The 25219-nt window shown below is 66.0% G+C and carries 21 protein-coding genes and 1 pseudogene; 9 read left to right on the top strand and 13 right to left on the bottom strand.

Annotated features, from left to right (window positions below):
- Nucleotides 1-3: 3 nt before the first annotated feature.
- Nucleotides 4-342 carry a YbaB/EbfC family nucleoid-associated protein gene (locus L1080_RS22925; protein WP_159918920.1) on the bottom strand — a complete coding sequence of 113 codons (339 nt, stop codon included), beginning with the start codon at nucleotides 340-342 and terminating at the stop codon, nucleotides 4-6.
- Nucleotides 343-475: 133 nt separating this feature from the next.
- Nucleotides 476-910, bottom strand: a complete 435-nt coding sequence (locus L1080_RS22930) for an SRPBCC family protein (RefSeq protein ID WP_159918919.1) — start codon at nucleotides 908-910, stop codon at nucleotides 476-478.
- Nucleotides 911-1154: 244 nt separating this feature from the next.
- Between L1080_RS22930 and L1080_RS22935 the strand changes: the two genes are divergently transcribed.
- Complete coding sequence (locus L1080_RS22935; protein ID WP_159926819.1) at nucleotides 1155-2606, top strand: FAD-binding oxidoreductase; 1452 nt, start codon at nucleotides 1155-1157, stop codon at nucleotides 2604-2606.
- Entirely contained in the window at nucleotides 2603-3904 is a 1302-nt protein-coding gene (locus L1080_RS22940; protein ID WP_109326246.1) for a class I SAM-dependent methyltransferase, read from the top strand. Before L1080_RS22935 ends, L1080_RS22940 begins: the two co-directional genes overlap by 4 nt.
- 32 nt (nucleotides 3905-3936) lie before the next feature.
- Here the strand turns inward: L1080_RS22940 and L1080_RS22945 are convergent, their stop codons facing one another.
- The 3 genes from L1080_RS22945 to L1080_RS22955 all read right to left on the bottom strand — a co-directional run bounded on the left by L1080_RS22945 (nucleotide 3937) and on the right by L1080_RS22955 (nucleotide 8509).
- Nucleotides 3937-4974 carry a type IV toxin-antitoxin system AbiEi family antitoxin domain-containing protein gene (locus L1080_RS22945; RefSeq protein ID WP_159918918.1) on the bottom strand — a complete coding sequence of 346 codons (1038 nt, stop codon included), beginning with the start codon at nucleotides 4972-4974 and terminating at the stop codon, nucleotides 3937-3939.
- A 153-nt stretch (nucleotides 4975-5127) separates the two neighbouring features.
- A complete protein-coding gene (locus L1080_RS22950; RefSeq protein WP_250765352.1) occupies nucleotides 5128-7266 on the bottom strand; it encodes a 3-hydroxyacyl-CoA dehydrogenase NAD-binding domain-containing protein in 2139 nt (712 codons plus the stop codon).
- A gap of 28 nt (nucleotides 7267-7294) precedes the next feature.
- Complete coding sequence (locus L1080_RS22955) at nucleotides 7295-8509, bottom strand: acetyl-CoA C-acetyltransferase (protein ID WP_159918915.1); 1215 nt, start codon at nucleotides 8507-8509, stop codon at nucleotides 7295-7297.
- Between the two features lie 232 nt (nucleotides 8510-8741).
- Here L1080_RS22955 and L1080_RS22960 point away from each other — a divergent pair, with 232 nt between their 5' ends.
- The gene (locus L1080_RS22960) at nucleotides 8742-10385 is read left to right on the top strand and encodes an amidase (protein WP_250765354.1); all 1644 of its coding nucleotides are present in this window, start codon (nucleotides 8742-8744) and stop codon (nucleotides 10383-10385) included.
- A gap of 9 nt (nucleotides 10386-10394) precedes the next feature.
- Here the strand turns inward: L1080_RS22960 and L1080_RS22965 are convergent, their stop codons facing one another.
- From L1080_RS22965 to L1080_RS22980, 4 genes are all read right to left on the bottom strand, one after another.
- Nucleotides 10395-11069 (bottom strand): response regulator, encoded by a 675-nt coding sequence (locus tag L1080_RS22965; RefSeq protein WP_250765356.1) that lies wholly within the window; start codon nucleotides 11067-11069, stop codon nucleotides 10395-10397.
- Nucleotides 11066-13024, bottom strand: coding sequence for a sensor histidine kinase (locus tag L1080_RS22970; RefSeq protein ID WP_250766516.1), 1959 nt, complete (start codon nucleotides 13022-13024; stop codon nucleotides 11066-11068). Before L1080_RS22970 ends, L1080_RS22965 begins: the two co-directional genes overlap by 4 nt.
- Nucleotides 13025-13062: 38 nt before the next feature.
- Entirely contained in the window at nucleotides 13063-13755 is a 693-nt protein-coding gene (locus L1080_RS22975; protein WP_159918912.1) for a hypothetical protein, read from the bottom strand.
- 65 nt (nucleotides 13756-13820) lie between these two features.
- Nucleotides 13821-16112: a DNA polymerase III subunit gamma and tau gene (locus L1080_RS22980; protein ID WP_159918911.1), complete on the bottom strand. Its 2292-nt coding sequence runs from the start codon at nucleotides 16110-16112 to the stop codon at nucleotides 13821-13823.
- Between the two features lie 221 nt (nucleotides 16113-16333).
- On the opposite strand from L1080_RS22980, the gene L1080_RS22985 reads away from it, so the two are divergent.
- Nucleotides 16334-17668, top strand: a complete 1335-nt coding sequence (locus tag L1080_RS22985) for an ammonium transporter (RefSeq protein WP_250765358.1) — start codon at nucleotides 16334-16336, stop codon at nucleotides 17666-17668.
- A gap of 3 nt (nucleotides 17669-17671) precedes the next feature.
- Here L1080_RS22985 and L1080_RS22990 read toward each other — a convergent pair whose 3' ends face one another.
- The 3 genes and pseudogenes from L1080_RS22990 to L1080_RS23000 form a co-directional block, all read right to left on the bottom strand.
- Complete coding sequence (locus L1080_RS22990) at nucleotides 17672-18265, bottom strand: HhH-GPD-type base excision DNA repair protein (protein ID WP_159918909.1); 594 nt, start codon at nucleotides 18263-18265, stop codon at nucleotides 17672-17674.
- A 145-nt stretch (nucleotides 18266-18410) separates the two neighbouring features.
- Nucleotides 18411-19695 (bottom strand): annotated as a pseudogene (locus L1080_RS22995) (ArsB/NhaD family transporter).
- Between the two features lie 40 nt (nucleotides 19696-19735).
- Nucleotides 19736-20233 carry a CBS domain-containing protein gene (locus L1080_RS23000; protein WP_236603359.1) on the bottom strand — a complete coding sequence of 166 codons (498 nt, stop codon included), beginning with the start codon at nucleotides 20231-20233 and terminating at the stop codon, nucleotides 19736-19738.
- 191 nt (nucleotides 20234-20424) lie between these two features.
- Here L1080_RS23000 and L1080_RS23005 point away from each other — a divergent pair, with 191 nt between their 5' ends.
- The 5 genes from L1080_RS23005 (at nucleotide 20425) to L1080_RS23025 (ending at nucleotide 23883) form a co-directional block, all read left to right on the top strand.
- The gene (locus L1080_RS23005; RefSeq protein ID WP_284707343.1) at nucleotides 20425-21468 is read left to right on the top strand and encodes a sensor histidine kinase; all 1044 of its coding nucleotides are present in this window, start codon (nucleotides 20425-20427) and stop codon (nucleotides 21466-21468) included.
- Nucleotides 21465-22121, top strand: coding sequence for a response regulator (locus L1080_RS23010; RefSeq protein ID WP_250765362.1), 657 nt, complete (start codon nucleotides 21465-21467; stop codon nucleotides 22119-22121). Before L1080_RS23005 ends, L1080_RS23010 begins: the two co-directional genes overlap by 4 nt.
- 174 nt (nucleotides 22122-22295) lie before the next feature.
- Nucleotides 22296-22502: a hypothetical protein gene (locus L1080_RS23015; RefSeq protein WP_159918905.1), complete on the top strand. Its 207-nt coding sequence runs from the start codon at nucleotides 22296-22298 to the stop codon at nucleotides 22500-22502.
- Nucleotides 22503-22688: 186 nt separating this feature from the next.
- Nucleotides 22689-22961, top strand: a complete 273-nt coding sequence (locus L1080_RS23020; RefSeq protein WP_159918904.1) for a hypothetical protein — start codon at nucleotides 22689-22691, stop codon at nucleotides 22959-22961.
- Between the two features lie 85 nt (nucleotides 22962-23046).
- Nucleotides 23047-23883 (top strand): DUF1206 domain-containing protein, encoded by an 837-nt coding sequence (locus tag L1080_RS23025; RefSeq protein ID WP_159918903.1) that lies wholly within the window; start codon nucleotides 23047-23049, stop codon nucleotides 23881-23883.
- 27 nt (nucleotides 23884-23910) lie between these two features.
- Here L1080_RS23025 and L1080_RS23030 read toward each other — a convergent pair whose 3' ends face one another.
- Nucleotides 23911-25209: an aminotransferase class I/II-fold pyridoxal phosphate-dependent enzyme gene (locus L1080_RS23030; RefSeq protein WP_159918902.1), complete on the bottom strand. Its 1299-nt coding sequence runs from the start codon at nucleotides 25207-25209 to the stop codon at nucleotides 23911-23913.
- Nucleotides 25210-25219: the final 10 nt, after the last annotated feature.

Consider the following 25219-nt stretch of genomic DNA (forward strand, 5'->3'; position numbering starts at 1 on the left):
CCTCTAGAAGCCGGGAAGACCGGGCAGGCCTCCACCCAATCCACCTGCCAGCGGACCGAGCTTCTCCGCCGCGATCTGCTGCGCCTTGTTCGACGCGTCCTCGATGGCGCCGATCACCAGGTCCTGCAACGTTTCGACGTCGTCGGGATCGACGACCTTGGGGTCGATCCTCAGACCGACTACTTCACCCGTGCCTTTGACGGTCGCAGTGACGAGTCCACCACCGGCCTGCCCGGTGACCTCGGCTTCGGCCATCTCCTGTTGCGCGGCCATCAGCTGCTGCTGCATCTGCTGTGCCTGCGCCAGAAGCTGCGACATGTCGGGCTGTCCACCTGGTTGCACTGACGTGGTCCTTTCTGCGGTTACCCTGCCAGCGTAGACGGTCGCCGTCGGCGTGGCGCCACGCCGACGAACCAGACAGCGCGCACGGCGGCCTCATCCCCCTGCCCGGCAGGCGCCGGGCAGGAAGGGACGGTCAGGCGAGTTCACGCTCCAGGTTGGCGAGTACCGTTGCCTGGATCTTCTTCAGGCCCAGCGGGGCGAAGGTCTTCTCGAAGAAGCCGCCGATGCCGCCCGCACCCTTCCATTGCGTGGTGGTCGTGACGGTCGAGCCGGACCCGCTCGGTGCGACCACCCAGGTGGTGACGAGCGAGGAATTGGCATCCGTCTCCGTGATCGTGTCGCCTGCCACGGTGACGGTCGCCTTGATGTCACGCGACCGCTTCTCGGTGGCCTTCAACGTCCACTGCGCCACGGTGCCGGTGCCCTGCCCGCCTTCGAGAACGCGGTAGTCCCGGTAGTGCTCCGACAGGATGCGGGGACGCACCGTCTCGTAGTCCGACAAGGCCGCAAGCACCTTTTCCGGCGTGGCTGCGACGGTAATCGAACTGCTCGCGCTGACCTGGCCCACTGTTTGACTCCTCTAGTACGGTTCGTACGGCATCTTCCCTCACCATCCTGCCTCTCGAATGCGGACATCGGTGACGGCGCAGCAATCGATTGTGAGCTAGGTCACCGGATCGCTGTCACGACCCGCGCGTTGGTGAGACATTTGTGTGAATCTTCGGCCCGCCGCGGCGATATGCGTGGCTTCAATCCCCGGAGAGGGATAGCGTCAGGGTGTGGCTGCCTCTTCGGTTGAACTACTGAAAAGCATGCGGGAGGGTGGACGCCCCTCCCGTGCGCATCGCACATCGCCCCTGACCGGGATCGATGCTCACCGCGCCGGTGTCGAACGGTTACTCGCGTCGTACCGCGCGATCCCCTCGGACGCCGACGTACGACTCGCCAAGAAGACGTCCAATCTGTTTCGGGCTCGCGCACACACCACCGCCCCAGGACTCGACGTCTCCGGCCTCGGCGGGGTCATCTCCGTCGATCCGCAGGCGCAGACAGCAGATGTCGCGGGGATGTGCACGTACGAGGACCTCGTGGACGCCACCCTGCCGTACGGGCTGGCACCGCTGGTGGTTCCGCAGCTCAAGACAATCACACTGGGGGGCGCGGTAACCGGGCTCGGGATCGAGTCGACGTCGTTCCGCAACGGTCTGCCCCACGAGTCCGTGCTCGAGATCGATGTTCTGACCGGCAGCGGCGACATCATCACCGCCACGCCGGAGGGCCGGCACTCCGATCTGTTCTGGGGTTTCCCCAATTCGTACGGCACACTGGGATATTCGACCCGCCTGCGGATCCAGCTCGAGCCCGTCAAACGGTATGTGGCACTGCGACACCTGCGTTTCGACTCACTCGACGAGCTGCAGTCGACGATGGACCGGATCGTCGGCGACCGGACCTACGACGGAATCCCCGTCGACTACGTGGACGGCGTGGTGTTCACCGCATCCGAAAGCTATCTGACGCTGGGCAACCAGACCGACGAGGGCGGTGCGGTCAGCGATTACACCGGTCGCAACATCTTCTACCGGTCCATTCAGCACGCTTCGGTGAACCATCCCAAAACGGACAAATTGACCACCCGAGATTACTTGTGGCGGTGGGATACCGACTGGTTCTGGTGCTCGCGTGCGTTCGGCGCCCAGAACCCGACGATCCGCAGGTTGTGGCCGAAAAAGCTTCTCCGTAGCAGCTTCTACTGGAAGCTCATCGCGCTCGACCACAAGTACGACATCGGTGACCGTCTCGAGAAGCGGAAGGGCAATCCCCCACGTGAGCGGGTCGTGCAGGACGTGGAAGTACCCATCGAGCGCACCGCCGACTTCGTTCGATGGTTTCTCGACGAGATCCCCATCGAACCGTTGTGGTTGTGCCCGTTGCGCTTGCGTGAGCCTGCGCCCGCCGGAGCGTCGTCGCAGCGACCGTGGCCTCTCTATCCTCTCGAACCGAAACGCACCTATGTGAACATCGGCTTCTGGTCGTCGGTGCCCATCCGGCCCGGAGAGCCCGAGGGGGCGGCCAACCGGCTCATCGAGGACAAGGTCAGTGACTTCGACGGACACAAGTCCCTCTACTCTGATTCCTATTACTCACGAGCGGATTTCGAGCGCCTCTACTACGGCGGCGATCGATACACCGAACTGAAAAAGCACTACGATCCCGATTCCCGGTTACTGGACCTCTTCTCCAAGGCGGTGCAACGTCGATGACAACTCTGAAAGCTCCCCGCACACAAGACCGGAAGCTGACCATCGCGGAGATTCTCGAGACTCTCTCCGACGGCATGCTCCCGTTGCGGTTCACCGCATACGACGGCAGTGCCGCCGGACCCGAGGATGCGCCCTACGGCCTGCACCTCAAGTCCACCCGCGGAACCACCTACCTTGCAACCGCACCCGGTGATCTCGGGATGGCCCGGGCCTACGTGTCCGGCGACCTCGAAGCACGCGGCGTCCACCCCGGCGACCCCTACGAAATTCTCCGGGTTATGGGTGACGAACTGCATTTCCGTCGTCCGTCGGCGCTGACGCTCGCGGCCATCACCCGTTCGCTCGGTTGGGACCTCCTACGGCCCATCGCCCCTCCCCCGCAGGAGCATCTCCCGCGGTGGCGTCGCGTCGCCGAAGGCCTGCGGCACTCCAAGGCGCGCGACGCTGAAGTGATCCACCACCATTACGACGTCTCGAACACCTTCTACGAGTACGTCCTCGGTCCCTCCATGACGTACACGTGCGCGTGCTACGAGAACACCGAGCAGACCCTGGAAGAAGCGCAGGACAACAAGTACCGGCTGGTGTTCGAGAAGCTCGGCCTCCAGCCCGGTGACCGGCTGCTCGACATCGGGTGCGGCTGGGGTTCGATGGTTCGATATGCGGCCCGGCGCGGCGTCAAAGTCATCGGCGCCACCCTGTCGCGCGAGCAAGCCGAGTGGGCGCAGAAAGCCATCGCCGAAGAGGGCCTGTCCGACCTTGCCGAAGTCCGGTTCTCCGACTACCGGGACGTGCCCGAAACCGGCTTCGACGCCATCTCGTCGATCGGCCTCACCGAGCACATCGGCGTCGGCAACTATCCTGCCTACTTCACCCTGCTGAAAGACAAACTGCGGGAGGGCGGGCGGCTTCTCAACCACTGCATCACCCGTCCCGACAATCGCAGTCAGGCGCGCGCCGGTGGCTTCATCGACCGGTACGTCTTCCCCGACGGCGAACTCACCGGCTCCGGACGCATCATCTCCGAGATCCAGAACGTGGGCCTCGAAGTCCGGCACGAGGAGAACCTGCGCGAACACTACGCACTCACCCTCGCCGGGTGGTGTCAGAACCTCGTCGACAACTGGGACGCCTGCGTCGCCGACGTGGGCGAAGGAACCGCACGCGTGTGGGGCCTCTACATGGCCGGGTCGCGTCTCGGGTTCGAACGCAACGTCGTGCAGCTGCACCAGGTCCTCGCAGTCAAGCTCGGGCCGAAGGGTGAAGCGCATGTCCCGCTCCGCCCGTGGTGGTCCTAGGCGGCTCCGCCGCCCGTGCGCCTTTTTGGTAGCTAGAGCAACCAGAAAGGCGCACAAGCCCGGCAGGGCCTCTCGCCGGACCTCACCCACCCCTCACGCACCAGGACGGTCTCCACTTCGCGGGCCACCACGCACGCACTCTTCGTCACCTCGTCGAACCCGTAGACAAGCCGCGGCCTTCCCTGCAGTTCTGCTGCGTTGTCGCGTCGACGATCCCGGAAGGCGACCTCCGCCATGGCGTGTGCACGGCGACCGTCGAGTCGCACGATGAGCGGCACACCGTGATCGGAGTAATCACAGTCCTCGAACAGGGTGCGTCCGTCCACAACCACCGGCGACTGCCGTCGGGCGCGCGGCAAACCGTGCGCATCCTCGACGTCGGTGGCGTAGCGGTACTCGAGGATCGACTGGACGCCGTCGGCCAGGAGTCGCACCGCGTCCGCGAGTGCCTTGCGGTATCGGCGTGGCCGTCGCTCCTCCATACGTCGTCGGATGTCGCGCAGAGGGATCCGGCCATTGGTCACGAGAGCGATGAGCCGGGTGTAGGCGTCCCGTGCCGTGGGTTCGGCGATCGCAAGGTCCAGCGCAGTGTCGGCGCGACTTGTCCGAGGCGGGTCGGTGTCGACCGCGATGTAATCGTGCGCGCGGGACCTATGGACGACGACGCCCGGATGCAGCGTTGAGGACAGAGCGATCGGATTGCCGGGCTTCCTCGAGGGCCGCATGCCCGTGTGGCTTTGGCACCGCGACGATTTGCCGTACGGCACCGTGATGTGGATCGGCTCGCCGTCGCAGGGAAGAGCCATCCCCCACTCCTCGGCTGCCGTCGCATGACTGAGCATCGAGTGGCCACCTCCGTAGAGCACTGCGGCGGACAGGAGCATGTCTCGGGTGAGTGGGCCGTTAGTGATGGCGTAGACGCCTTGCAGAACACGGCGCCACTGCCCGGAGTCGAGAAGATGGCGAACACGGCCGCGAGAGAAGCCGAACGGCTCAAGCTGGGGTCGCGTGACAATCCCGAACTGGGTGTCGACAAGTCGCTGAAAATCGGTGAGATCGATGTCGGTCATGCGGCACATCGTGTGCCGGGTATACGACGCCGACCCGACAAAAACGCGGTTATCCACGTCGCCTGTGGATAACCGCCAGGTTGTGGATAACCCGCCCCGTGCGCCTTTTTGGTAGTCCCAGCTACCAAAAAGGCGCACGGGCGGCGGAGCCGCCTACTTCAGCGACGCCGGCGGGGTGAAGCGCTCACCGTACTTGGCGGCGAGTTCTTCAGCGCGCTTGACGAAGCCGGCCTGGCCGCCTGTGTAGCCCTGGATGTACTGCGACACACCGCCGGTCCAGGCAGGGAAGCCGATACCCATGATGGAGCCGATGTTGGCGTCGGCGGTGGTCATGAGAACACCCTCGTCGAAGCACTTCTGGGTTTCGATGGCCTCGATGAACAGCATGCGTTCGATGAGGTCCTGGAACGGGACGTCGAGTTCCTTGGAACCGAAGTTCTCCCGCAGGCCGGGCCACAGGCCGGTGCGCTTGCCGTCGGTGTAGTCGTAGAAGCCGGCGCCGCCGAGCTTGCCCTTGCGGTCGAATTTGTCGACCATCGTGTTGATGACGTCGCCTGCCGGATCGGCGGGCAGTTCCTTGCCTTCGGCCTTTGCAGCTTCCGCGGTTTCCTTGCGGATCTTCTGCATCAGCGTGAGGTTCAGCTCGTCCGACAGCTGGAGCGGCGCGGCGGGGTAGCCGGCCTGCAGACCTGCCTGCTCGATGGTGGCCGGTTCGATGCCCTCGGCGAGCATGGCGATGGCCTCGTTGATGAACGTGCCGATGACGCGTGAGGTGAAGAAGCCGCGCGAGTCGTTGACGACGATCGGTGTCTTGCGGATGGCCTGCACGTAGTCGAAGACGCGGGCGAGGGCCTCGTCGGACGTCTTCTCGCCGCGGATGATCTCCACGAGCGGCATCTTGTCGACGGGTGAGAAGAAGTGGATGCCGATGAAGTCTTCCTGCCGCTTCACACCCGTGGCCAGGCCGGTGATCGGCAGGGTCGAAGTGTTGGAGCCGAGCAGCGCATTCGGGTCGACGATGTCTTCGATCTCCTGGAACACCTTGTGCTTGAGTTCCTGGCTCTCGAACACGGCCTCGACGACGAAGTCGACACCGGCGAAGTCGGCCGGGTCGGCGGTCGGCTTGATCCGGTCGAGCAACGCCTTCGACTTCTCCTCGGTGGTCTTGCCACGCGACAGCGCCTTGGCCTCGATGCCCTCGGAGTACGCCTTGCCCTTGTTCGCGGCCTCGATGCTGACGTCCTTCAGGACGACGTCGAAGCCGGCCTTCGCGGACACGTAGGCGATGCCAGCGCCCATCATTCCGGCGCCGAGTACACCGACCTTGGTGATCGGGGTCTTCTCGATGCCTTCGGGACGCGAGGCCCCGGAGTTGATGGCCTGCAGGTCGAAGAAGAAGGCCTGGATCATGTTCTTCGCGACCTGGCCGGTGACCAGCGACGTGAAGTACCGCGCCTCGATGAGCAGCGCGTTGTCTATGTCGACCTGCGAGCCCTCGACAGCGGCCGCCATGATCGCGCGCGGCGCGGGCATGGGGGCGCCCTTGAGCTGCTTGCGCAGGTTCGCGGGGAAGGCGGGCAGGTTGGCGGCGAACGCGGGGGTGGACGGGGTTCCGCCCGGAATTCGGTAGCCCTTCTTGTCCCACGGCTGCACGCCGCCCTCTGGGTTGGCCTTGATCCACGCCTTCGCAGCGGGTACCAGTTCCTCGACGGAGGATACGACCTCGTCGATCAGTCCGACCTCCTTGGCCTGGACCGGTCCACGCTGCTGACCCTGCAGCAGAACCTGCATGAGCGCGTTCTGCAGACCGAGCATCCGGACCGTGCGCACGACTCCGCCACCACCGGGCAGCAGGCCGAGGGTCACCTCGGGGAGGCCGATCTTGACGCCCTTCACGTCCGCGGCGATGCGGTGGTGGGTGGCGAGGGCGATCTCGAGTCCGCCGCCGAGTGCGGCACCGTTGATTGCGGCGACGACGGGCTTGCCGAGGGTTTCGAGGCGACGCAGGTCCGACTTGATCGCGACGCTGTGGTCGTAGATTTCCTGGGCGTTCTCGGGCCCGACCTTGATCATGTTCTTCAGGTCGCCGCCGGCGAAGAAGGTCTTCTTGCCGGACGTGATGACGACGCCCGTGATGGAGTCCTTCTCGTCGACGAGGCGGTCGACGGTCGCCTTCATCGAGGAGATGTAGGCGTCGTTCATGGTGTTAGCACCCTGGTTGGGGTCGTCGATGGTGAGCACGACGATGCCGTCGGCGTCCTGCTCCCAGTTGATGATGTTCTGCTCGCTCACTGCTTCAAGTCTCCTGTTGATCCGGGCGTCAGACGCGCTCGATGATGGTGGCGACACCCATACCGCCGCCGATACACAAGGTGATGAGGGCGTACCGGGCGTTCCGCCGCTCGAGTTCGTCGAGCATGGTGCCGGTGATCATGGCCCCCGTAGCACCCAGCGGGTGACCCATCGCGATGGCACCACCGTTGACGTTGAGCTTCTCGTCGGGAATCTTCAGGTCCTTCTGGAACTTCAGCACCACCGATGCGAACGCCTCGTTGATCTCGAACAGGTCGATGTCGTCGACGGTCAGTCCGGCTGCGGCGAGGACCTTCTTAGACGCCGGGGTCGGACCGGTGAGCATGATCGTGGAGTCGGCGCCGGAGGTGGCGGTGGCGACGACGCGGGCACGCGGCCGCAGACCCATGTCCTTGCCGGCCTGCTCCGACCCGACGAGCACCAGCGCGGCGCCGTCGACGATGCCGGAGCTGTTACCCCCGTGGTGGACGTGGTTGATCTTCTCGACCCAGTGGTACTTCTGCAGCGACACCGCGTCGAAGCCGCCCATCTCACCGACACCGGCGAACGACGGGTTGAGGCCGGCGAGATTCTCCACCGTGGTGCCGGGACGCATGTGCTCGTCGTGGTCGAGGACGGTGATGCCGTTGATGTCCTTCACCGGGACGACGGACTTGGTGAAGTACCCGCCCGCCCACGCCTTCGCGGCGAGATCCTGCGAGCGGACGGCGTACGCGTCAACGTCTTCGCGGGAGAAGCCCTCGATGGTGGCGATCAGGTCGGCGCCCACACCCTGCGGCACGAAGTAGTTGTCGTAGTTGGTGGCCGGGTCGAGTGCCCACGGTCCGCCGTCGGAGCCCATCGGCACGCGGGACATCGATTCGACGCCACCGGCGATCACCAGTTCGTCCCAGCCCGACCGCACCTTCTGGGCGGCGGTGTTGACGGCCTCGAGGCCCGACGCGCAGAACCGGTTGAGCTGGACACCACCAACGGTGTCGGGCAGCCCGGCGTCGTTGACGGCGATGCGTGCAATGTCCATGCCCTGGTCGCCCACCGGGGTGACGACACCGAGGATCAGATCCGAGATGCGGTCCTCGTCGAGGTCGGGGAAGCGGACGCGGAGCTCGTCGATCAGGCCGGTGACCAGCGAGATCGGCTTGACCGAATGGAGCGAACCGGTCTTCTTTCCGCGGCCACGCGGGGTGCGGATGGCTTCATAAATGAATGCCTCTGTGGTCACTTCGGGTGTTCCTTCCTTATCTGCGTCGACGCCGACAGTGCACACGGCGCTCTGCGCGGGGCATACCCCGTCAACTTCACCTTAGAACCTGTTGCAAAACCGGAGGAAGGACCGAAGCGATCCAGGATCGTGACCCAGGCGATCACGGCTCCCCTTCTCATCGCGCCGAGGCAACAATTTCGTGCTGTAATGACGCGCGCCCGCAGTCCCGCGACAAGAGAAGAGACCCCTCGTGCCGACCCCGCTGTCCCGGCGACGTCTCTTCGGGGCCGCGGCGGTGGGCGCCGTGACTGCAGCCGGGTTCGGCGGCCGATCCGCCTCGGCCCGTCGGCGTCTTCCGCCGCCGACGTCCGTCACGGAGACCGACCCCGCTCTGCTGAGTGCGATCGAGGCGGCGACTCTTCTGCAGTCGCGTGCCCTGCACCCGCGGGATCTGCTCGACGCGTGCCTCGCTCGCAGCGCGGAACACGACGGCTCGGTCGAGGCGTGGATCCGGATCTATTCGGAGCAGGCATACGCCGCGGCTGACCTGGCAGCGCAGCGACTGGCTACCGGATCGGCACCACTCGTCTGCGGATTGCCGATCGGCATGAAAGATGTCTTCGCCGTGGCCGGGTTGCCGCTGACGGCGTCGAGCGGCGCCCTCGCCGGCAACATCGCCGCCGGCGATTCGGGCGTATGGCGGCGGCTCCGCGATGCGGGAATGGTCCTCATGGGACACCTGCACACGCATGAGTTCGCTATCGGGACCGCCACACCCCAGGTCGGCAACCCCTGGGGCACCGAGTACTCGCCGGGCGGTTCCTCGGGCGGCAGTGCCGCCGCACTCGCCGCCCGGTTCACTCCGTGCGCTGTCGGGACGGACACCGGCGGATCATTGCGCATCCCCGCGAGCGCGTGCGGGATCACCGCCATCAAGCCGACGTTCGGCCGGTGCAGCACCAGCGGGGTGATCCCGCTGACGTGGACGCGTGATCACACCGGACCGATGGGGCGCAGTGTCGCCGACGCGTCCCTTCTGCTCAGTTACATGGCGGGCGTCGACGTCGACGACCCCAGCACGTCGGTGGGACCCGACGTACCCGCGAACGGGTACCCACTCTCCGCCGTAGGCGGCCCACAGCCGTTGTCCGGCATACGCTTCGGCCTGCCGAGCACGGCAACCGAGGAGCTGCCCGAGTCTGTGGGAGTGTTGTTCTCGGCATTTCTCGACCTGATCCGTCGTCTCGGCGGGGTGATCGTCGACGTCCGGATGCCGACGGTTCCCACCGGACTTCTCACCGGTGACCTGGCCGAATTCGGTTTGTACCACCAGCAGTTCGTCGATCGGCTCCCGTCGTACAGGCCGGATTCGGCTGTTGCCGCGGCTGCGGCTGTCGCGAGTCTCGGCGTGCCGGTGGCAGACTACTTCTCGCTCGAACGCGAACGACGGCGTTACCAGCACGAGTACAACCGCATGTTCGCCGAGCACGCCTTGGACGGGGTTCTGCGACCCGGGGCCCTGACCGACGGAATCCGCCGCGACACACTGGCTGATACGAGCGTGTTCGCCGGCGCCAGGGAAAACTACTTCTGGGCCAATTACACCGGGGCACCCGTGATCTGCGTTCCCGCCGGCCGGTCCGCCGCCACCGGCATTCCGTTCGGCGTGCAACTCGGTGGTCTCCCGTGGGCCGAGGAGTCGCTGATCTCGACGGCACTCGAACTGCAGGAAGCAGATCCGGTGTGGCGCGACACCCCGCCACTCGTCTCGTCTCCTCGCCGGATTCCCGACGTCCGCGCCTCCCGCCCCGGGCCCGGGCCGAGTCCCACGAACACGGACGACTCCGGCCCCGGGTTCAGATTCGTGCCGACGACGTCCACCGCGGCCGTCTAGCTGCCACACTCACGCATCGAGTCCGAGCCCGGCGTCCCGCGCGCGCACGATGGCGGCGGAACGGTCCGGCACACCGAGCTTGGCCAGCACATTTGACACATGGTTGCGCACGGTCTTCGGGCTCAGCACCAGTCGCCGGGAGATGCTCGCGTTGTCGTGCCCGCGAGCCACGAGGTCCAAAACCTCACGTTCCCGGTCGGTCAACTCGGGAAACACCGTCGAGCGCACCCGGTGTGAGGCCGCCATGAAGGTCATCGCCCGGGCGGCGACCGCGGCGCCCAAGATCATTTCGCCGTTCGCGACGGCTCGCACAGCACGTTCCACTTCGGCGGGATCGGCGCCCTTGACGAGATAACCCCTCGCCCCGGCACGCACCGAAGCGACGAGCGACTCGTCGTCCTCGTGCATCGTGACCACGAGCACCCGCAACGCCGGATACGCCTGGACCAACCGGCGGGTGGCGTCCACGCCCGACCCGTCACCGAGTTCGAGGTCCATGAGCACCACATCGACTTCGGCGTCGACGACGTCGAGCGCTTCGGCGACGGAGCTGGCCTGAGCAGCCACCTCCATGCCGTCGAGTGTCGAGAGCAGCGCCACCATTCCGAGCCGGAACACCGGGTGATCGTCGACGACGACGACCCGGATGGGCGAGGGTGAAGGACTGGCAATACTCGCGCTCATAGTGGTGACAACGGTAGCCGGGCGGTGACCACTGTGCCTGTCGGACTCCCCGATTCGACGTCGAGGGTGCCGCCGAGTTCGCGGGCGCGCTCACGCATCGACCGGGTCCCCACCCCGGCACCTCCCGTGGGATCGAACCCACAGCCGTCGTCCCGGATCATCACTTCGAGGACGTCGCCGGCTTCCGGATCCTGACCGAGTGTGGCGTCGACACGGCAACCGTCGGCGCCACTGTGCCGTCGTGCGTTGGTCACGGCCTCGACGATGATTCCGTACGCAGCGGCGCTGATCTGCGTACCGAGACCGGCCGGCGGGTCTGCTCGAATGTGCAGCGTGAAACCACTGCGGGAGTGTGTTTCCGCCAATTCTTGCAGAGCGGGGAGAAGGCCGAGTTCGTCGAGCACCGGCGGAAACATGCTGCGGGACAGCTGCCGGACACCCTCGACCTGGTGGTCGAGTTCCCCCTGCAGCGAATCGATGAGCGCCGCTGCCGAATCGGGATCGCTGGTGAGCAGGTTCCGGGCCCCTTGCAGGCCGAGTCGGATGCCTGCCAGCGACGGTCCCAGGCCGTCGTGCAGTTCACGGCGGATCATCTGGCGCTCCTCGAGGCGAACCGACGCCAGCTGCCGCCGGGCCTCCCGCAGGTCGTCGGCCGACTGCATGACCACGAGGCCCGCAGTGACCACGGCAGACAGCTCGGTGAGCGATCTGCGCGTCCGCGAACCGAGCGTCTCCCCGGGAGGGGCGGTGACGATCATCGTGCCGAACACCGCTCCATGATGTACCAACTCCACCGACTCTGTGGGTCCCGTCGCGTGACCCCACACTGCGGCAACACCGCTGCCACGGCGAATGGATACCGATTCGAGTCGCAACGCGACACCCACACCGGCGGCGAGTTCCGCGAGTAGTTCCTCTGGTGACTCGGCACTGCCGAATCGCCGCCCCAGTGTGCGGACCGCTCGGGCCGGATCTGCGCCCTCGCCGTACACCAGGTGGTGCACTCGCCGCTGGAGCCACAACCGCGCGGGCTGCACAGCGACAGCGACGACTCCCGCCGCCACCACCTGCGCACCCACCGATTCACCCGCGGGGAGCAGCGCCGACACGAGCGTCGCCACCACGACGTACAACACCAGCAGTAGGACGGTGAGCGTCCCGGCCACCGTCGCACGGCTGACCGCCAGGTTCATCCCCCACATGTGCTGCCGCAGAACGCACACCAGAATCGCGACCGGGTAGAACGCCTGCACGGCGAGGTGCACCAATGGATTGAGCACCCACAGCCCGGGTAGCGACGCCGGCAGCGCGAGAGGAATGTACGCGGCCGTCATCAGACCGGTGCCCAGACACATCCATCCGAGACCTACCCGCTCGGCCTGCGGACCGTGTCGCCACCGCCAACCACAATCCGCCGACGCAAGCGCCCCGACGACGAGGACGGGAAGAAGCACCCAGATCGGTGCAATGTCGGTGAAGGTCCGCGACCAGAAGTACCACGCGGTCGCGCCGACACCCGCCACGACTCCTGCCTTCGCGATCGGCCCCAGCGGATGGTCGCGGATCAGCCACGGGACGATAAGGAAGAGGCTGAGTGTGCCCGGAATCCACGCCGTGTTCTGCAGCGGTTCCAGCACAACGACTCCCGGAAGCCCGGGACGGACCAGCGCGAGCTGCGAGTAGCTGTAGCTCAGCGCGGCGACGCCCACTCCGATCGCGGTGAGGCCGAGGAGGATCGGTACCGGGTGCACACGCCGAGCGAGGACGACCCCGCCCACGGTCCCGTACACCGCAGCGCCGACGACATCTACCAAGAAGAACAGCTGGTTCGAATCGATGCCCGGGTCTGCGCCGACGAACGCCACAACGGACAGAACGACCAGCACCCACGACGACACCGCCATGACTGCGGCGGGTACCGGCGCACCGCCGGTACCCGCCGACCCCTCGATCATTCGACATGCCCTCGTCTCGCTCATCGTGCGAACGAGTATCACTCACGCGGGGAGGGTGCGAACGCGAATCCCACCGCACTGACCAACACCCACAGCGGTCCGGTGAACCCGGCCATGTACTGCAGGGGTGACACGCCGATGAGGGCAGTCACCAGACCGAGGACCAGACTGACCCAGCCGATCCACCGGGGCCCGGCGTGTCCGCGTAGCAGCGCGGCAGCCACCGCCAGCGCGCTGACGCCCGCGCCCGCCCACAACCACGGGATCGTGCCCATCCAGTGGGCTCCGATCACCGCGAACTCCGGCACCAGCTGATCCGTCTCACCGAGGCCGAACACCAGCTCCGTCGTCAGGCCGGTCCCCAGCAGGCACGCCGCCGACGTCAGGACCAGCCCGAACGCCGCAACCGACGGGAGAATGCTGTCCGTGGGTAGCGCCGCCCGCAGCCGTTGAGCCAACCCGGCTGCGAAGACGAGCAGGAGCAGCGCCGTGGTCATGATGGACACGTGCATCACGAGGATGCTGGTTCGCTGTCCGGCGAGGTGGTTCATGATCGCTACCGCGTCGCCTGCCGACGACTCCGCATAGACCGCGTCGATCGACATGCTCGCCTGGATGCCGAGAATGCCGGCCGCCCCCGCGAGAATTCCGACATACGCCCACCACCGGCCACGTCGTGCAGCCGCCGGGACCTCGTTCTGCACGCCTTCAGGAACATTCACTGTGCTCATGGAAAGAGAATCGGTTACCCTGCGTCCCGGGCACCAGGGGCCGGAGTCCCGAACCGGCGGGACGATCAGCCCTCGAGTTTCTTCGCCCCGAGCATGTCCTTGAGCAATTCGAACGCCACGACTTCCGGGTCACGACGTGTGGACGGATCAGCGGGTTCCGCCGCCTCGGCGAACATCTCCTCTTCGTCTTCCGGGGTGGTGACAGGAGGGGTCGCGGATTCGTAGTCGATCGGGGGTGCAGGATCGTCGGGATAGTCGGGTGCCTCCGGCGGCGGAATGTCGTCGTCCGGTACGGACGACGAACGAGGCTGCGGCCGGGCGGTTTCTGCGCCTGCAGCTCGCGGCTCCGACGATGGTGAAGTTGCACGCTGCGCGGTCTTGTCCTGGCTGGGCCGCGAGAATCGCGGTGTGCCGGCCGGCCGGGTAGGTGCCGAGGTGACCTTCGTGACCGGCGGCGGCGGGGGTGCCGGGGCGCCCGCCTGATACTCCACTTCCCAGTCGCCGCCGAATATCTCGGCGAGCACCTCCGCGATGACCTGCGCGTTGTGGGGTGAGGCGATGCGTGCGCCCAGATTGGGAACGGGATGCGCGAGGATCAAGCGATTGCCCTGCACGTCGTGCACCGTCGCCGCCGACAGCATCGCCGGAAGAATCTTGTTCCGCTGGCTCACCTTCTCGCGCAGGCTGTTCCATGCCTCTCGCAACGCAGCGACGTCGGGGCCGCCGGACGCGTCCGGTTGCGCCGCGACCTCGCGAGCCGGGGCCGCATCAGGTTCGGTTACCGGTTGCGGCGTCGGTTCCGGCTCGGGGACGGGAGCCGGTTCGGGCGCCGGAACCGGGGCGGGCTCGGGTGTCGGCTCCGGCACGGGAGCAGGCTCGGGCGCCGGAACCGGGGCGGGCTCCGGCGTCGGCTCCGGCACGGGAGCAGGCTCGGGCGCCGGAACCGGGGCGGGCTCAGGTGTCGGCTCCGGCACGGGGGCAGGCTCGGGCGCCGGCTCGGGCTTCGGAACCGGGTGTGGCGCCGGTTCGGGTTCGGATGGCGCAGGCACTGTCTCGGCCGTCATCATCGAGGGCCGCTGGAACTTGAGTTCGGGCTGCGGGGACGAATTGGCTTGCGCCGCAGGATCTGCCGTGGAAGTGTTCGGCGCCGCGGGCGCCTGGGCCGGATGTCCGGCCGCCGCAGTCGCCGGTGCCGCACCGGCCGGGGGCAGTCCCCGTTCGACTCGCTCGAGCCGCTGCAATACCGCGGACTCCGCGTCGGACGCCGACGGCAGAAGCATGCGGGCGCACATCACTTCGAGCAACAGACGCGGTGCAGTGGCGCCGCGCATTTCGCCGAGTCCGGCGTGGATCACCTCCGCGTATCGGGTGAGCGTTGCCGGTCCGATCCGCTTCACCTGTGCGCGCATGTGCTCGAGCACATCGCCGGGTGCGTCGACCAGGCCGCGCTCGGCGGCGTCCGGCACCGCCTGCATGAGGATCAGGTCACGCAGACGCTCGAGCAGGTCGACGGCGAACCGCCGCGGATCGTGGCCGGCGTCGATGACACGATCCACGGTTCCGAACAGTGCAGCGCCGTCACCGGTGGCCAGTGCGTCGACTGCGTCGTCGATGAGTGCCACGTCGGTGACACCGAGGAGCGCAAGCGCACGCGGGTAGGTCACCCCGTCGTCGCCCGCACCGGCCAGCAACTGGTCGAGGATGCTCAGCGAGTCTCGCGGGGAACCGCCGCCCGCACGGATGACCAGCGGATATACGGGATCCGCCACCGGAACGTTTTCCTGCCGGCAAATCTTCTCGAGCAGTCCACGCATGGTCGACGGCGCCAGTAGCCGGAACGGATAGTGGTGAGTACGCGAACGAATGGTCGGCAGCACCTTGTCCGGCTCGGTGGTGGCGAAGATGAAGATGAGGTGCTCCGGCGGTTCCTCGACGATCTTGAGGAGGGCATTGAATCCGGCCGTCGTGACCATGTGGGCCTCGTCCACGATGAACACCCGGTACCGCGACTCCGCGGGTGCGTAGAACGCGCGGTCGCGCAGCTCACGCGTGTCGTCGACACCACCGTGGCTGGCGGCGTCGAGTTCGGTGACGTCGAGGTTGCCGGAACCGCCCGGTCCCAGAGCCACACAGGAGGGGCACTGACCACACGGGGTGGACGTCGGGCCTTCGACGCAGTTGAGCGAGCGCGCGAGGATGCGGGCAGAGGACGTCTTGCCGCAGCCACGAGGACCGGAGAACAGATAGGCGTGGTTGATCCGTCCGGCATCGAGTGCGGTGCTCAGTGGTTCGGTGACGTGCTCCTGCCCCACCACCTCGGCGAAGGATGCGGGTCGGTACTTCCGGTACAGGGCCACGCGGAAAGACTACCGGCGGACCCCGACAGGTCAGGTGCGGGTGGTCGGGTCCACAGCCATGCCCGATCGGTCGTCGTCACACCAGTCACTTCACACCCGGGACTCGTCGAATGAGTGAATTGCGTAACACGTTCGCAACGCGTCGGCAGCACACCTGAAACGGGTCACGGTCATCGTGACTTTCCGCGCACGGTTCCGTCCGAGCGTGTGAGGAGAATGTCGTGCCTGCAATCGACGCCGGAGCAACCGCCTGGCTGCTGATCAGTACCGCGCTGGTCCTGTTGATGACCCCGGGTCTCGCCCTGTTCTACGGCGGGATGGTGAGATCCACCGGTGTCCTGAACATGATCATGATGAGTTTCGTGTCGATCGCCCTGGTCACCGTGGCATGGCTGGTGGCGGGGTACTCCCTGATCTTCGGTGACGACATCGGCGGCGGCCTGATCGGCGGCTTCGAGCATCTGGGGATGGTGGGCATCGACCCCACCACGGTTCACGGGCAGGTTCCCGAGATCCTGTTCGCGACGTTCCAGCTGACGTTCGCCATCATCACCGCCGCGCTGATCAGCGGAGCGATCGCCGACCGCGCCAAGTTCTCGGCATGGATGGTTTTCGTCCCGATCTGGGCCCTTCTCGTGTATGCGCCCGTCGCCCACTGGGTGTGGAACCCGGAGGGCTGGATCGCGCAGTTCGGCGCCCTCGACTACGCGGGCGGGCTGGTCGTCGAGATCGTCTCCGGCGCGTCCGGCCTCGCGTTGGCCCTGGTTCTGGGCCCGCGCCTCGGCTTCCGCTCGGAATCGATGCGCCCGCACAACCTGCCCCTGGTGCTGCTGGGTGTTGGGCTGCTGTGGTTCGGCTGGTTCGGCTTCAACGCAGGCTCCGCCCTCGCCGCCGACGGCACCGCGGCCGCAATCTTCCTCAACACCCTCGTCGCCGGCTGCACCGGCCTGCTCGGCTGGCTCCTCGTGGAACAGAAGCGAGACGGACACCCCACCACATTCGGCGCCGCGTCCGGTGTCGTCGCCGGCCTGGTCGCGATCACGCCCTCGTGCGGAACGGTGAGCATGCTCGGCGCGTCCGTCGTCGGGGCGGTCGCCGGTGTGGTCTGTTCGTTCGCCGTCGGATGGAAGTTCCGCCTCGGCTACGACGACTCCCTCGACGTGGTGGGCGTCCACTTGGTCGGCGGCATCGTCGGCACGATCCTGATCGGCCTGCTCGCCACCGAAGTGATGACTGGCGGTGCGGAGGGCCTCTTGTACGGCGGCGGGTTCGCGCAACTCGGCAAGCAGGTAGTAGCCGTGGTCGTCGTCGCCCTCTACGCCTTCGGTGTCACCTACGCGCTGGGCAAGCTCATCGACCGCGCCTTCGGGTTCCGGGTGAGTGCGGAGGACGAATCCTCGGGAATCGACCTGGCCCTGCACGCCGAATCGGCGTACGAGCACGGCGTCCTCGGCCACGGACCTGTCGGCGGCGGCCAGGGCAACAGTGTGTTCCCGTGGATGCACGAGAGCGAACGCCGTCGCCACCTGGACGAGGAACGGAAGGATTCCGAGTAGCGGCTACTTCTTCTTCGCGGCGGCTTCCTTCTTCGCCTCGGCCTTGGCGGCCTTCTTGAACTCCCGGACCTCGTGCAGACTCTTCTCGTCGACGACGTCTGCGATCGACCGGCGGGAACCGTCCGTACCGTAGTCACCGGCGGCTTCCCGCCAGCCCTGGGGTTCCACCCCGATCTGCTTGCCGAGCAGTGCCAGGAAGATCCGCGCCTTCTGGTCGCCGTAGCCGGGCAGCGCCTTCAACCGTTTCAGAACCTCTTTGCCGTCCGGATCGCCGTCGGTCCACAGCGCTTCGACGCTGCCGTCGTAGTTCTCGACGAGAAACGCGCACAGCGACTGGATGCGCGTGGCCATGGAACCGGGGAACCGATGCACCGCGGGAGTCTGTGCACAGACGGCGGCGAATTCTTCCGGATCCATCTCCGCGATGCGATGCACCTCGAGCCCGCCGAGACGATCCGCAAGCTTCTTCGGGCCCGCGAACGCCGTCTCCATCGGAACCTGCTGATCGAGCAGCATTCCGATCAGCAGGGCAAGGGGGTCACTCGCCAGAAGAGCGTCCGCCTCCGGATCACCGACGAGATTCAACGTGCGTGCCATGAGGTCGATCCTGCCACCACGCCCATTCGGCCGGGAGTCAACAGGTTCGATACAAGAGTTGTCCACAGAGTTGTCCACAGCACTGCATTACTCGCGCGTAGGGTTTGAGGTTGCCCCTACTCCAGGCTGGCGTGCGCCCCCGTGGTCAGAAGTAGCGGAGCCACACGTACCCCCATGCCAGGGTGGTACTCAGCAGGGTGACGATTATTCCGTACTTGGTGAAATGCCAGAAGGTGATGGGATGCCCTGCGCGGTGCGCAATACCGATAGCGACGACGTTGGCACTGGCGGCGACTGCCGTGCCGTTGCCGCCGAAGCATGCGCCGAGAGCGAAGGCCCACCACAGCGCACGGCCGGTTTCGGCGTCCGGCGCCTGACCGGCCATGCCCTCGACGACGGGGGCCATTGTCGCGGGTGTAGGGGATGTTGTCGATGAACGCGCCGAGGATCGCGGATCCGAAGATCAGCGAGGTGGCAGCCGAAAAATAGTTGTCGCCGAACGCTGAGACGGCGGCAGTGCCGACGGCTTCGACAATGCCGGTGTGCACCAGGCCGGCGACCATCACGAACAATCCGATGAAGAAGACCAGGGTCGCCCAGTCCACTTCGGGCAGTACTTCGGCCACGTCGATATCGGTCACCACCAGCATTGCGCCGGCCCCGACGAGAGCAACGATCGACGGCTCGACATGCAGCACCGAGTGCAGCCCGAATCCGATGATGACGAGACCGAGCACCGCCAGCGACCGCATCAGCAGCCGAGTGTCTTTGATCGCGCGTCGTTCCTTCAGCGCCATCACCTGACCCACCTGCACCTCGTCGGTGTGTAGCGCGGAGCGGAACAGCACCCTGGTGGAAACCACGAACAGGGCAAAGATCACGATCACGGCAGGAGCCATGTGAATGAGAAAGTCGTTGAACGTGAGGCCTGCCCGGCTTCCGATGATGATGTTCGGCGGGTCTCCGATCAAGGTGGCGGCGCCGCCGATGTTCGAGGCGAGCACTTCGGCGATCAGATAGGGCTGCGGGGCGATGCGCAGGCGCGCGCACACGACGATGGTCACCGGTGCAATGAGCATGATGATGGTGACGTTGTCGAGGACCGGCGATGCGATGGCCGTGATCAACATCAGCATGACCATGAGCCGGAAGGGTTTGCCGCGGGAACGTTTCGCCGCCCAGATCCCGAGGTAGTCGAACACGCCGGTTTGTTTGATGACGCCGACGATGATCATCATCCCGAGTAGAAGGAAGATGACGTTCCAGGCGATCCCTTCGTGCTCGGAGTAGAACACCTGCTCGCCGGGAATCAGCCCGAGCACGGCCATCAGGGCCGCGGCGACGAGGACCGTTTTGACCTTGTGTGCACGCTCGGTCGCGATGAACCAGAGAGACCCGACGAAGATCAACAATGCGAGTACGGGGGCCATCGCTCAACCTGTCGTCGCGACCGGGTCTGCTGGTTCGGGATCAGTCACCGGGCCCGGCGACCGCCAGGCTGGTCAAAAGCCGCTCCAGCGTTACCGCGCCGACCAGCTTGCCGGTCTGGTCCACCACGGCAATCAGGGGGCTGTGCTTCTTCGCCATGACGGTGGCGATCTCGAGCAGCGTCGCCTCCGGAGGCACACTGGTCGGCTTGGCAATGGGATTGGGCAGGCAGTCACCGACGGTCAGCCGGCCGGCCTCCCGCCAGAACAGGTCGGCGTGCATTTCGTCGATGGTGCGGACCAGCGCGGGGTCGTCCTGATACGACTCGGGAATGGCGAGCCGCAGCACCTGTGTACCCGGTAGAACGGCGATCGGACGGTCCGCGTCGTCGACGACGATCAGCCCCGGCAGCCGGTTGACGACCATGAGCCGGACCGCATTCGACACCGGATCATTCGTCCGAACGGTGGGTGGGCTCACCGCGATCTCGTGTGCTTGCATGGCTTCGTTCCGTTGCGTGCAGGCTGGAGTGGTCGTCATCATCATCGTCCTCGTTCTCGAATCAGTTCGCGGACCTGTCGTTCCACCGCGGCGAGTCGATGCGCGATCGTCGTCCGATTGATGTGCATAACGCCTCCCTGCTGGAGATGGTCTCGAGTGTTCTCCGACTACCGATCCCGCCACAATCGGCCGCGACACCCATTTCTGTGGGTGAATGACATGTATGGACAATGCCGTCGTTGTGCGGTCACTCTGGTGGGGTGAACCGTCGCGTATCGGTCGTGAGCAGGTGTCGGGGGCGGACACGGACACCCGCCGGGGCGCTGTTCCGGCGACTCTTCGTGATCAACGGACTGGTCTTCACCCTCGGAACCCTCGCGCTCGCGCTGTCACCGGCGACGGTGTCGGCCCGCATCAGGTTGACCGAGATACCGGTGCTCGTGGTGGGGCTGGCTGTGATCCTCGCTGCCAACGCGTTTCTGTTGCGCTCGAGCCTCGCCCCGTTGGACAACCTCGCCCGCTCGATGAGCCGGGTGGATCCGCCACACCGTAGCGACCGCCTCGACGATCGCGGGAACGGCGATCTGCACGATCTCATCGCCTCGTTCAACGCCATGCTGGACCGGCTCGAAACCGAACGGAGTTCGGCGACCGGGTCGGCACTCGCAGCGCAGGAAGGTGAGCGAGCGCGGATTGCGCGGGAGCTGCACGATGAGATCGGCCAAAGCCTCACCGTGGCTCTACTCGCCCTCAAACGCGCGGTCGACAAGGCGCCGATCGAGCTGCGCGGCGACCTTCACCACGCCCAGGAGGCGGTGCGCGCCAGCCTCGACGAGGTCCGGGGCATCGCCAGCCGGTTGCGCCCCGACGTGCTCGAGGACCTCGGACTGCACAGCGCACTCAACGCCCTGTGCAGTGAGTTCACGCAGGCGACGCGGATTGATGTCGTCAGACACATCTACCCCAGGCTCGCCCGCCTGAATCCGAACATCGAGCTGGTCTGCTACCGCGTCGCGCAGGAGGCCTTGACCAATATCGCCCGCCACGCCGGGGCCCAGGAAGTGCACCTGGACCTGCACGTCGCCGACGATCACCTGACGTTGTGCATCGTGGACGACGGCAAGGGCGGCGTCGTCGCCGACGGGGCAGGGATCAAGGGGATGCGCGAACGTGCCCTGCTGGTCGGCGCCACGCTCGGCATCGACTCGCCGTCCGGTGAGGGCACGAAGGTTCGGCTGGTCGTCCCCTTGCGCGTGGAATCGAGCGTGCGATGAATTGTCGAGGTGCTCGCATACTGCTCGCCGACGATCATGCGATGGTGCGGAGCGGTCTGCGGATGATCCTCGATGCCGAGCCGGACCTCCAGGTGGTGGTCGAGGCCGCAAATGGTTATGAGGCAATCGGTGCGCTCGACGACACCCTGGTCGACCTTGCGATTCTGGACATCGCGATGCCCCGGATGACGGGGCTGCAAGGAGCGCGAGAGATCAACCGGTCCCACCCGCAGGTTCGGATCCTCATTTTGTCGATGTACGACAACGAGCAGTACTTCTTCGAAGCACTCAAGGCCGGCGCGTCCGGTTACGTGCTCAAATCTGTGGCCGACCGCGACCTCCTCGAGGCCTGCAGGGCCACCCTGCGAGGGGAGCCATTCCTCTACCCCGGTGCGGTGACCGCCCTCATCCGCGACTACCTCCACCGGGACCGGACCGGAGAATCACTGCCGGCCACCATTTTGACGCCCCGTGAGGAGGAAATTCTGAAACTGATCGCGGAGGGCGACACCACCCGGGAGATCGCGAACACCTTGAGCATCAGTGCCAAGACAGTCGACCGGCACCGCGCGAACATTCTGCAGAAGCTCGGACTGCGGGACCGACTCGCGTTGACTCGTTACGCGATCCGCGCCGGGCTGATCGAGCCGTGACTGCGCCGGAAAGGTGGCCGACGCGCAACCGTCGACTGGGGCCGGTGGACGACTCGCCGTGCCCAAAACCGTGCGCTCGTGTGTGGGAGCACGATTAACTGGCCTACGGGTCGGCGCAACGCAAGGGTGCGCGGCCTCAACCATGGAACCAAAACGAGTAGTGGAGGTCAGCACATGGCAGGTATAGCGTCGAAGTTCGACAAGGCCTACGAAACCCTTCCGATCGAGGAACTCGCACAGGCCCCGGTCGCCGCGCTCGAGGGGGTGAGCGAGTCCGACGCCGAACATCTCGCGGCGGCGTTCAACATCAAGACCGTCGCCGACCTGGGTACCAACAAGTACTTTCTCTGGGCGCAGGCAGTCGCGAAACTCGCCGAGTAAACGCTCGCCGGGCGCGGTCGCTGAATGGCCTGACCCGGTATGACTTTATGGGGATACCCCCGCAGACCCTCGAGACTGCGGGGGTATTTCCGTGAACCGGACCGTCCCGCGTCTCGACAGACAGCGTCGCTCATGCGGAAATGTGCATATGATCCGAGGTATCCGCCGAGCGAGAGGGTGAGGACAATGCCCGAAAACACGAGCGAGAAGAAACCGGCGCCCGCAAACGTCGCTGTGGGTGTGCGGGTGCTAGTACGCCGGCAGTCCGAGGAGGCACAGACCGGTCATGTCATCGAGGACTACGCCGCGTTGACCGACGTCGAACGTGGGCACGAATGGGCGCCTGTGCATCGATGGGCCATCGCCCTCGACGACGGACGCCTGGTTTTCGCCGACACCGACGACCTCACCATCGATCCCGGCGCACCCCAATCCGGGACGCAGCCTCCACGCCGCTGACCACACCGCGTGTCGGCGCGGCCGTTGCCGGGTACCTCTAGGTTCCAGGGACTACGGTCCATTCGCGCGACCCGAAGGACACCCGATGGCCCAGAACGAAGCCAACCGAGCCAGCGGATTCAGTGGAGCAGTCGATCGGGCGACAGACAGCACCACGTTCGAACGGGTTGCCCGCGCCGGCCACGTGATGAGCGGATTCGTCCATCTCCTCGTTGCGTACATCATCATTCAGCTGGCGTTCGGAAGCGGTGGCGACGCCGACCAGTCCGGGGCGCTGGGCACTCTCGCTTCCAAACCGGGTGGCCGGTTCGTCCTGTGGGTAGCCGCGGTGGCGTTCGTCGCAATGGCTCTGTGGCGGCTGGCCGAGACCGTGCTCGGACCGCATGTCACCGAGGGATCGCAGGGTGATCCGGAAGGTCCGTCGTTGATGGACCGCGCGAAGGCGTTCGGCTTGGCCTTGGTCTACTTCGCTTTCGCCTTCTCTGCGGTCCAGTTCGCCCGCGGCGCCGGGAAGTCGAGCGGTCAGCAGAATGCGGGACTCAGCGCTCGGCTCATGGAGTCCGGGGCAGGCAAGGCACTTCTCATCGTGGTCGCGCTGGTGGCCATCGCGATCGGCGGGTATCACATCTACAAGGGGGCGTCGAAGAATTTCTGCGACGATCTGAAAGGGCAGCCCTCGAAGCTCGTGGAGCCGCTCGGCGTCATCGGGTACGTCGCGAAGGGGCTGGTGATCGCCGGTGCGGGCGTCCTCGTGATCGTGGCCGTGCTGAAGTCCGACCCTTCCAAGGCCACCGGCCTCGACGGCGCAGTCAAAACCCTCGGCTCGGCGCCGTACGGTCAGGTGCTTCTCGTCCTCGCCGCACTGGGCATCGCCGCCTACGGTGTGTACAGCTTCGTGATGGCGCGCAATGCCCGGATGTAGCCGGGCGCACCCCTAGTACAGCAATGACTAGGGGTGCGTTCCGTCGAGACGCGCCTCGGTGGCCGCGAGGAGAACGCAGGTCGCGACGCCGTTCATCGCCTTGCCCAACTCCTCGGTGGACGGGAAGCTCGGCGCGAGCCGAATGTTCTTGTCCTCGGGGTCGATGCCGTACGGAAACGCGGATCCGGCAGCGGTGAGCGCGATACCCGCTTCCTTCGCCAGGGCGATCACCCGCTTGGCCGTGCCCTCCACGACGTCGAGGCTCACGAAGTAACCACCCTTCGGCTCCGTCCACGACGCCACCTTCGACGCCCCCAGACGGTCCTCGAGGATCTTCAGCACCAACGCGAACTTCGGTGCGAGGAGCTCACGGTGCTTCTCCATGTGCGCCCGGACACCGTCCGCGTTGCCGAAGAATCGCAGGTGACGAAGCTGGTTGAGCTTGTCGGGACCGATACTCTTCTTGCCGAAGTACTTCTGATACCACGCCAGGTTCTCGGTAGAGGCACCGAAGAAGCTGACACCGGCGCCCGCAAACGTGATCTTCGAGGTCGACGCGAACACCAGCGGACGGTTCGGGTGGCCGGCCTCGGCGGCCATGCCCAGGATGTCCAGCGACGGCGCCGTCTCCCCGAACAGCGGATGCACCGCGTAGGCGTTGTCCCAGAACAACCGGAAATCCGGAGCTGCGGTGGGCATCGTGGCCAACGTCCGCGCCACTTCCTCCGAGTACACGACACCGGTGGGGTTGGAATAGTTGGGGACCGCCCACAAGCCCTTGATCTGCGGGTCTCCTGCCACAAGCTTGGCGACGAGGTCCGCATCCGGGCCGTCCGGTCGCATCGGCACCGGAATCATCTCGATGCCGTAGGACTCGGTGATCGCGAAGTGGCGATCGTATCCGGGCGCCGGGCAGAGAAACCGGACCTTGGGCTCCTGCGACCACGGTCGCGGGGAATCCGGATTTCCGTGCAGCAGCGAGAACACCACCGCGTCGTGCATGATCTCGAGGCTCGCGTTGTTTCCGGCGAGGAGATTTTCGACGGGAATGCCAAGCAACTCGCCGAAGATGGCCCGCAGTTCGGGCAGGCCGGCGAGGCCGCCGTAGTTGCGGCAGTCGGTGCCGTTGCCGTCCCGGAAGTCGCCGTCACCCGGCAGCGTCAGAAGCTCCGCCGACAGGTCCAGCTGTTCGGGAGAGGGTTTGCCACGGGTGAGATCGAGCGTGAGCTTCTCGGTCTTCAACTGCGCATAATTCGCAGTTTGACGCTCGTGCTCGGAAAGTAGTTCCTCATGGCTCATCAACCCGATCTGGGTCTGGTTGGGCATCAGGAGCGGC

The organism is Rhodococcus sp. MSC1_016, assembly GCF_023667485.2.
GTDB classification, from domain to species: Bacteria; Actinomycetota; Actinomycetes; order Mycobacteriales; family Mycobacteriaceae; genus Rhodococcus_F; species Rhodococcus_F oxybenzonivorans.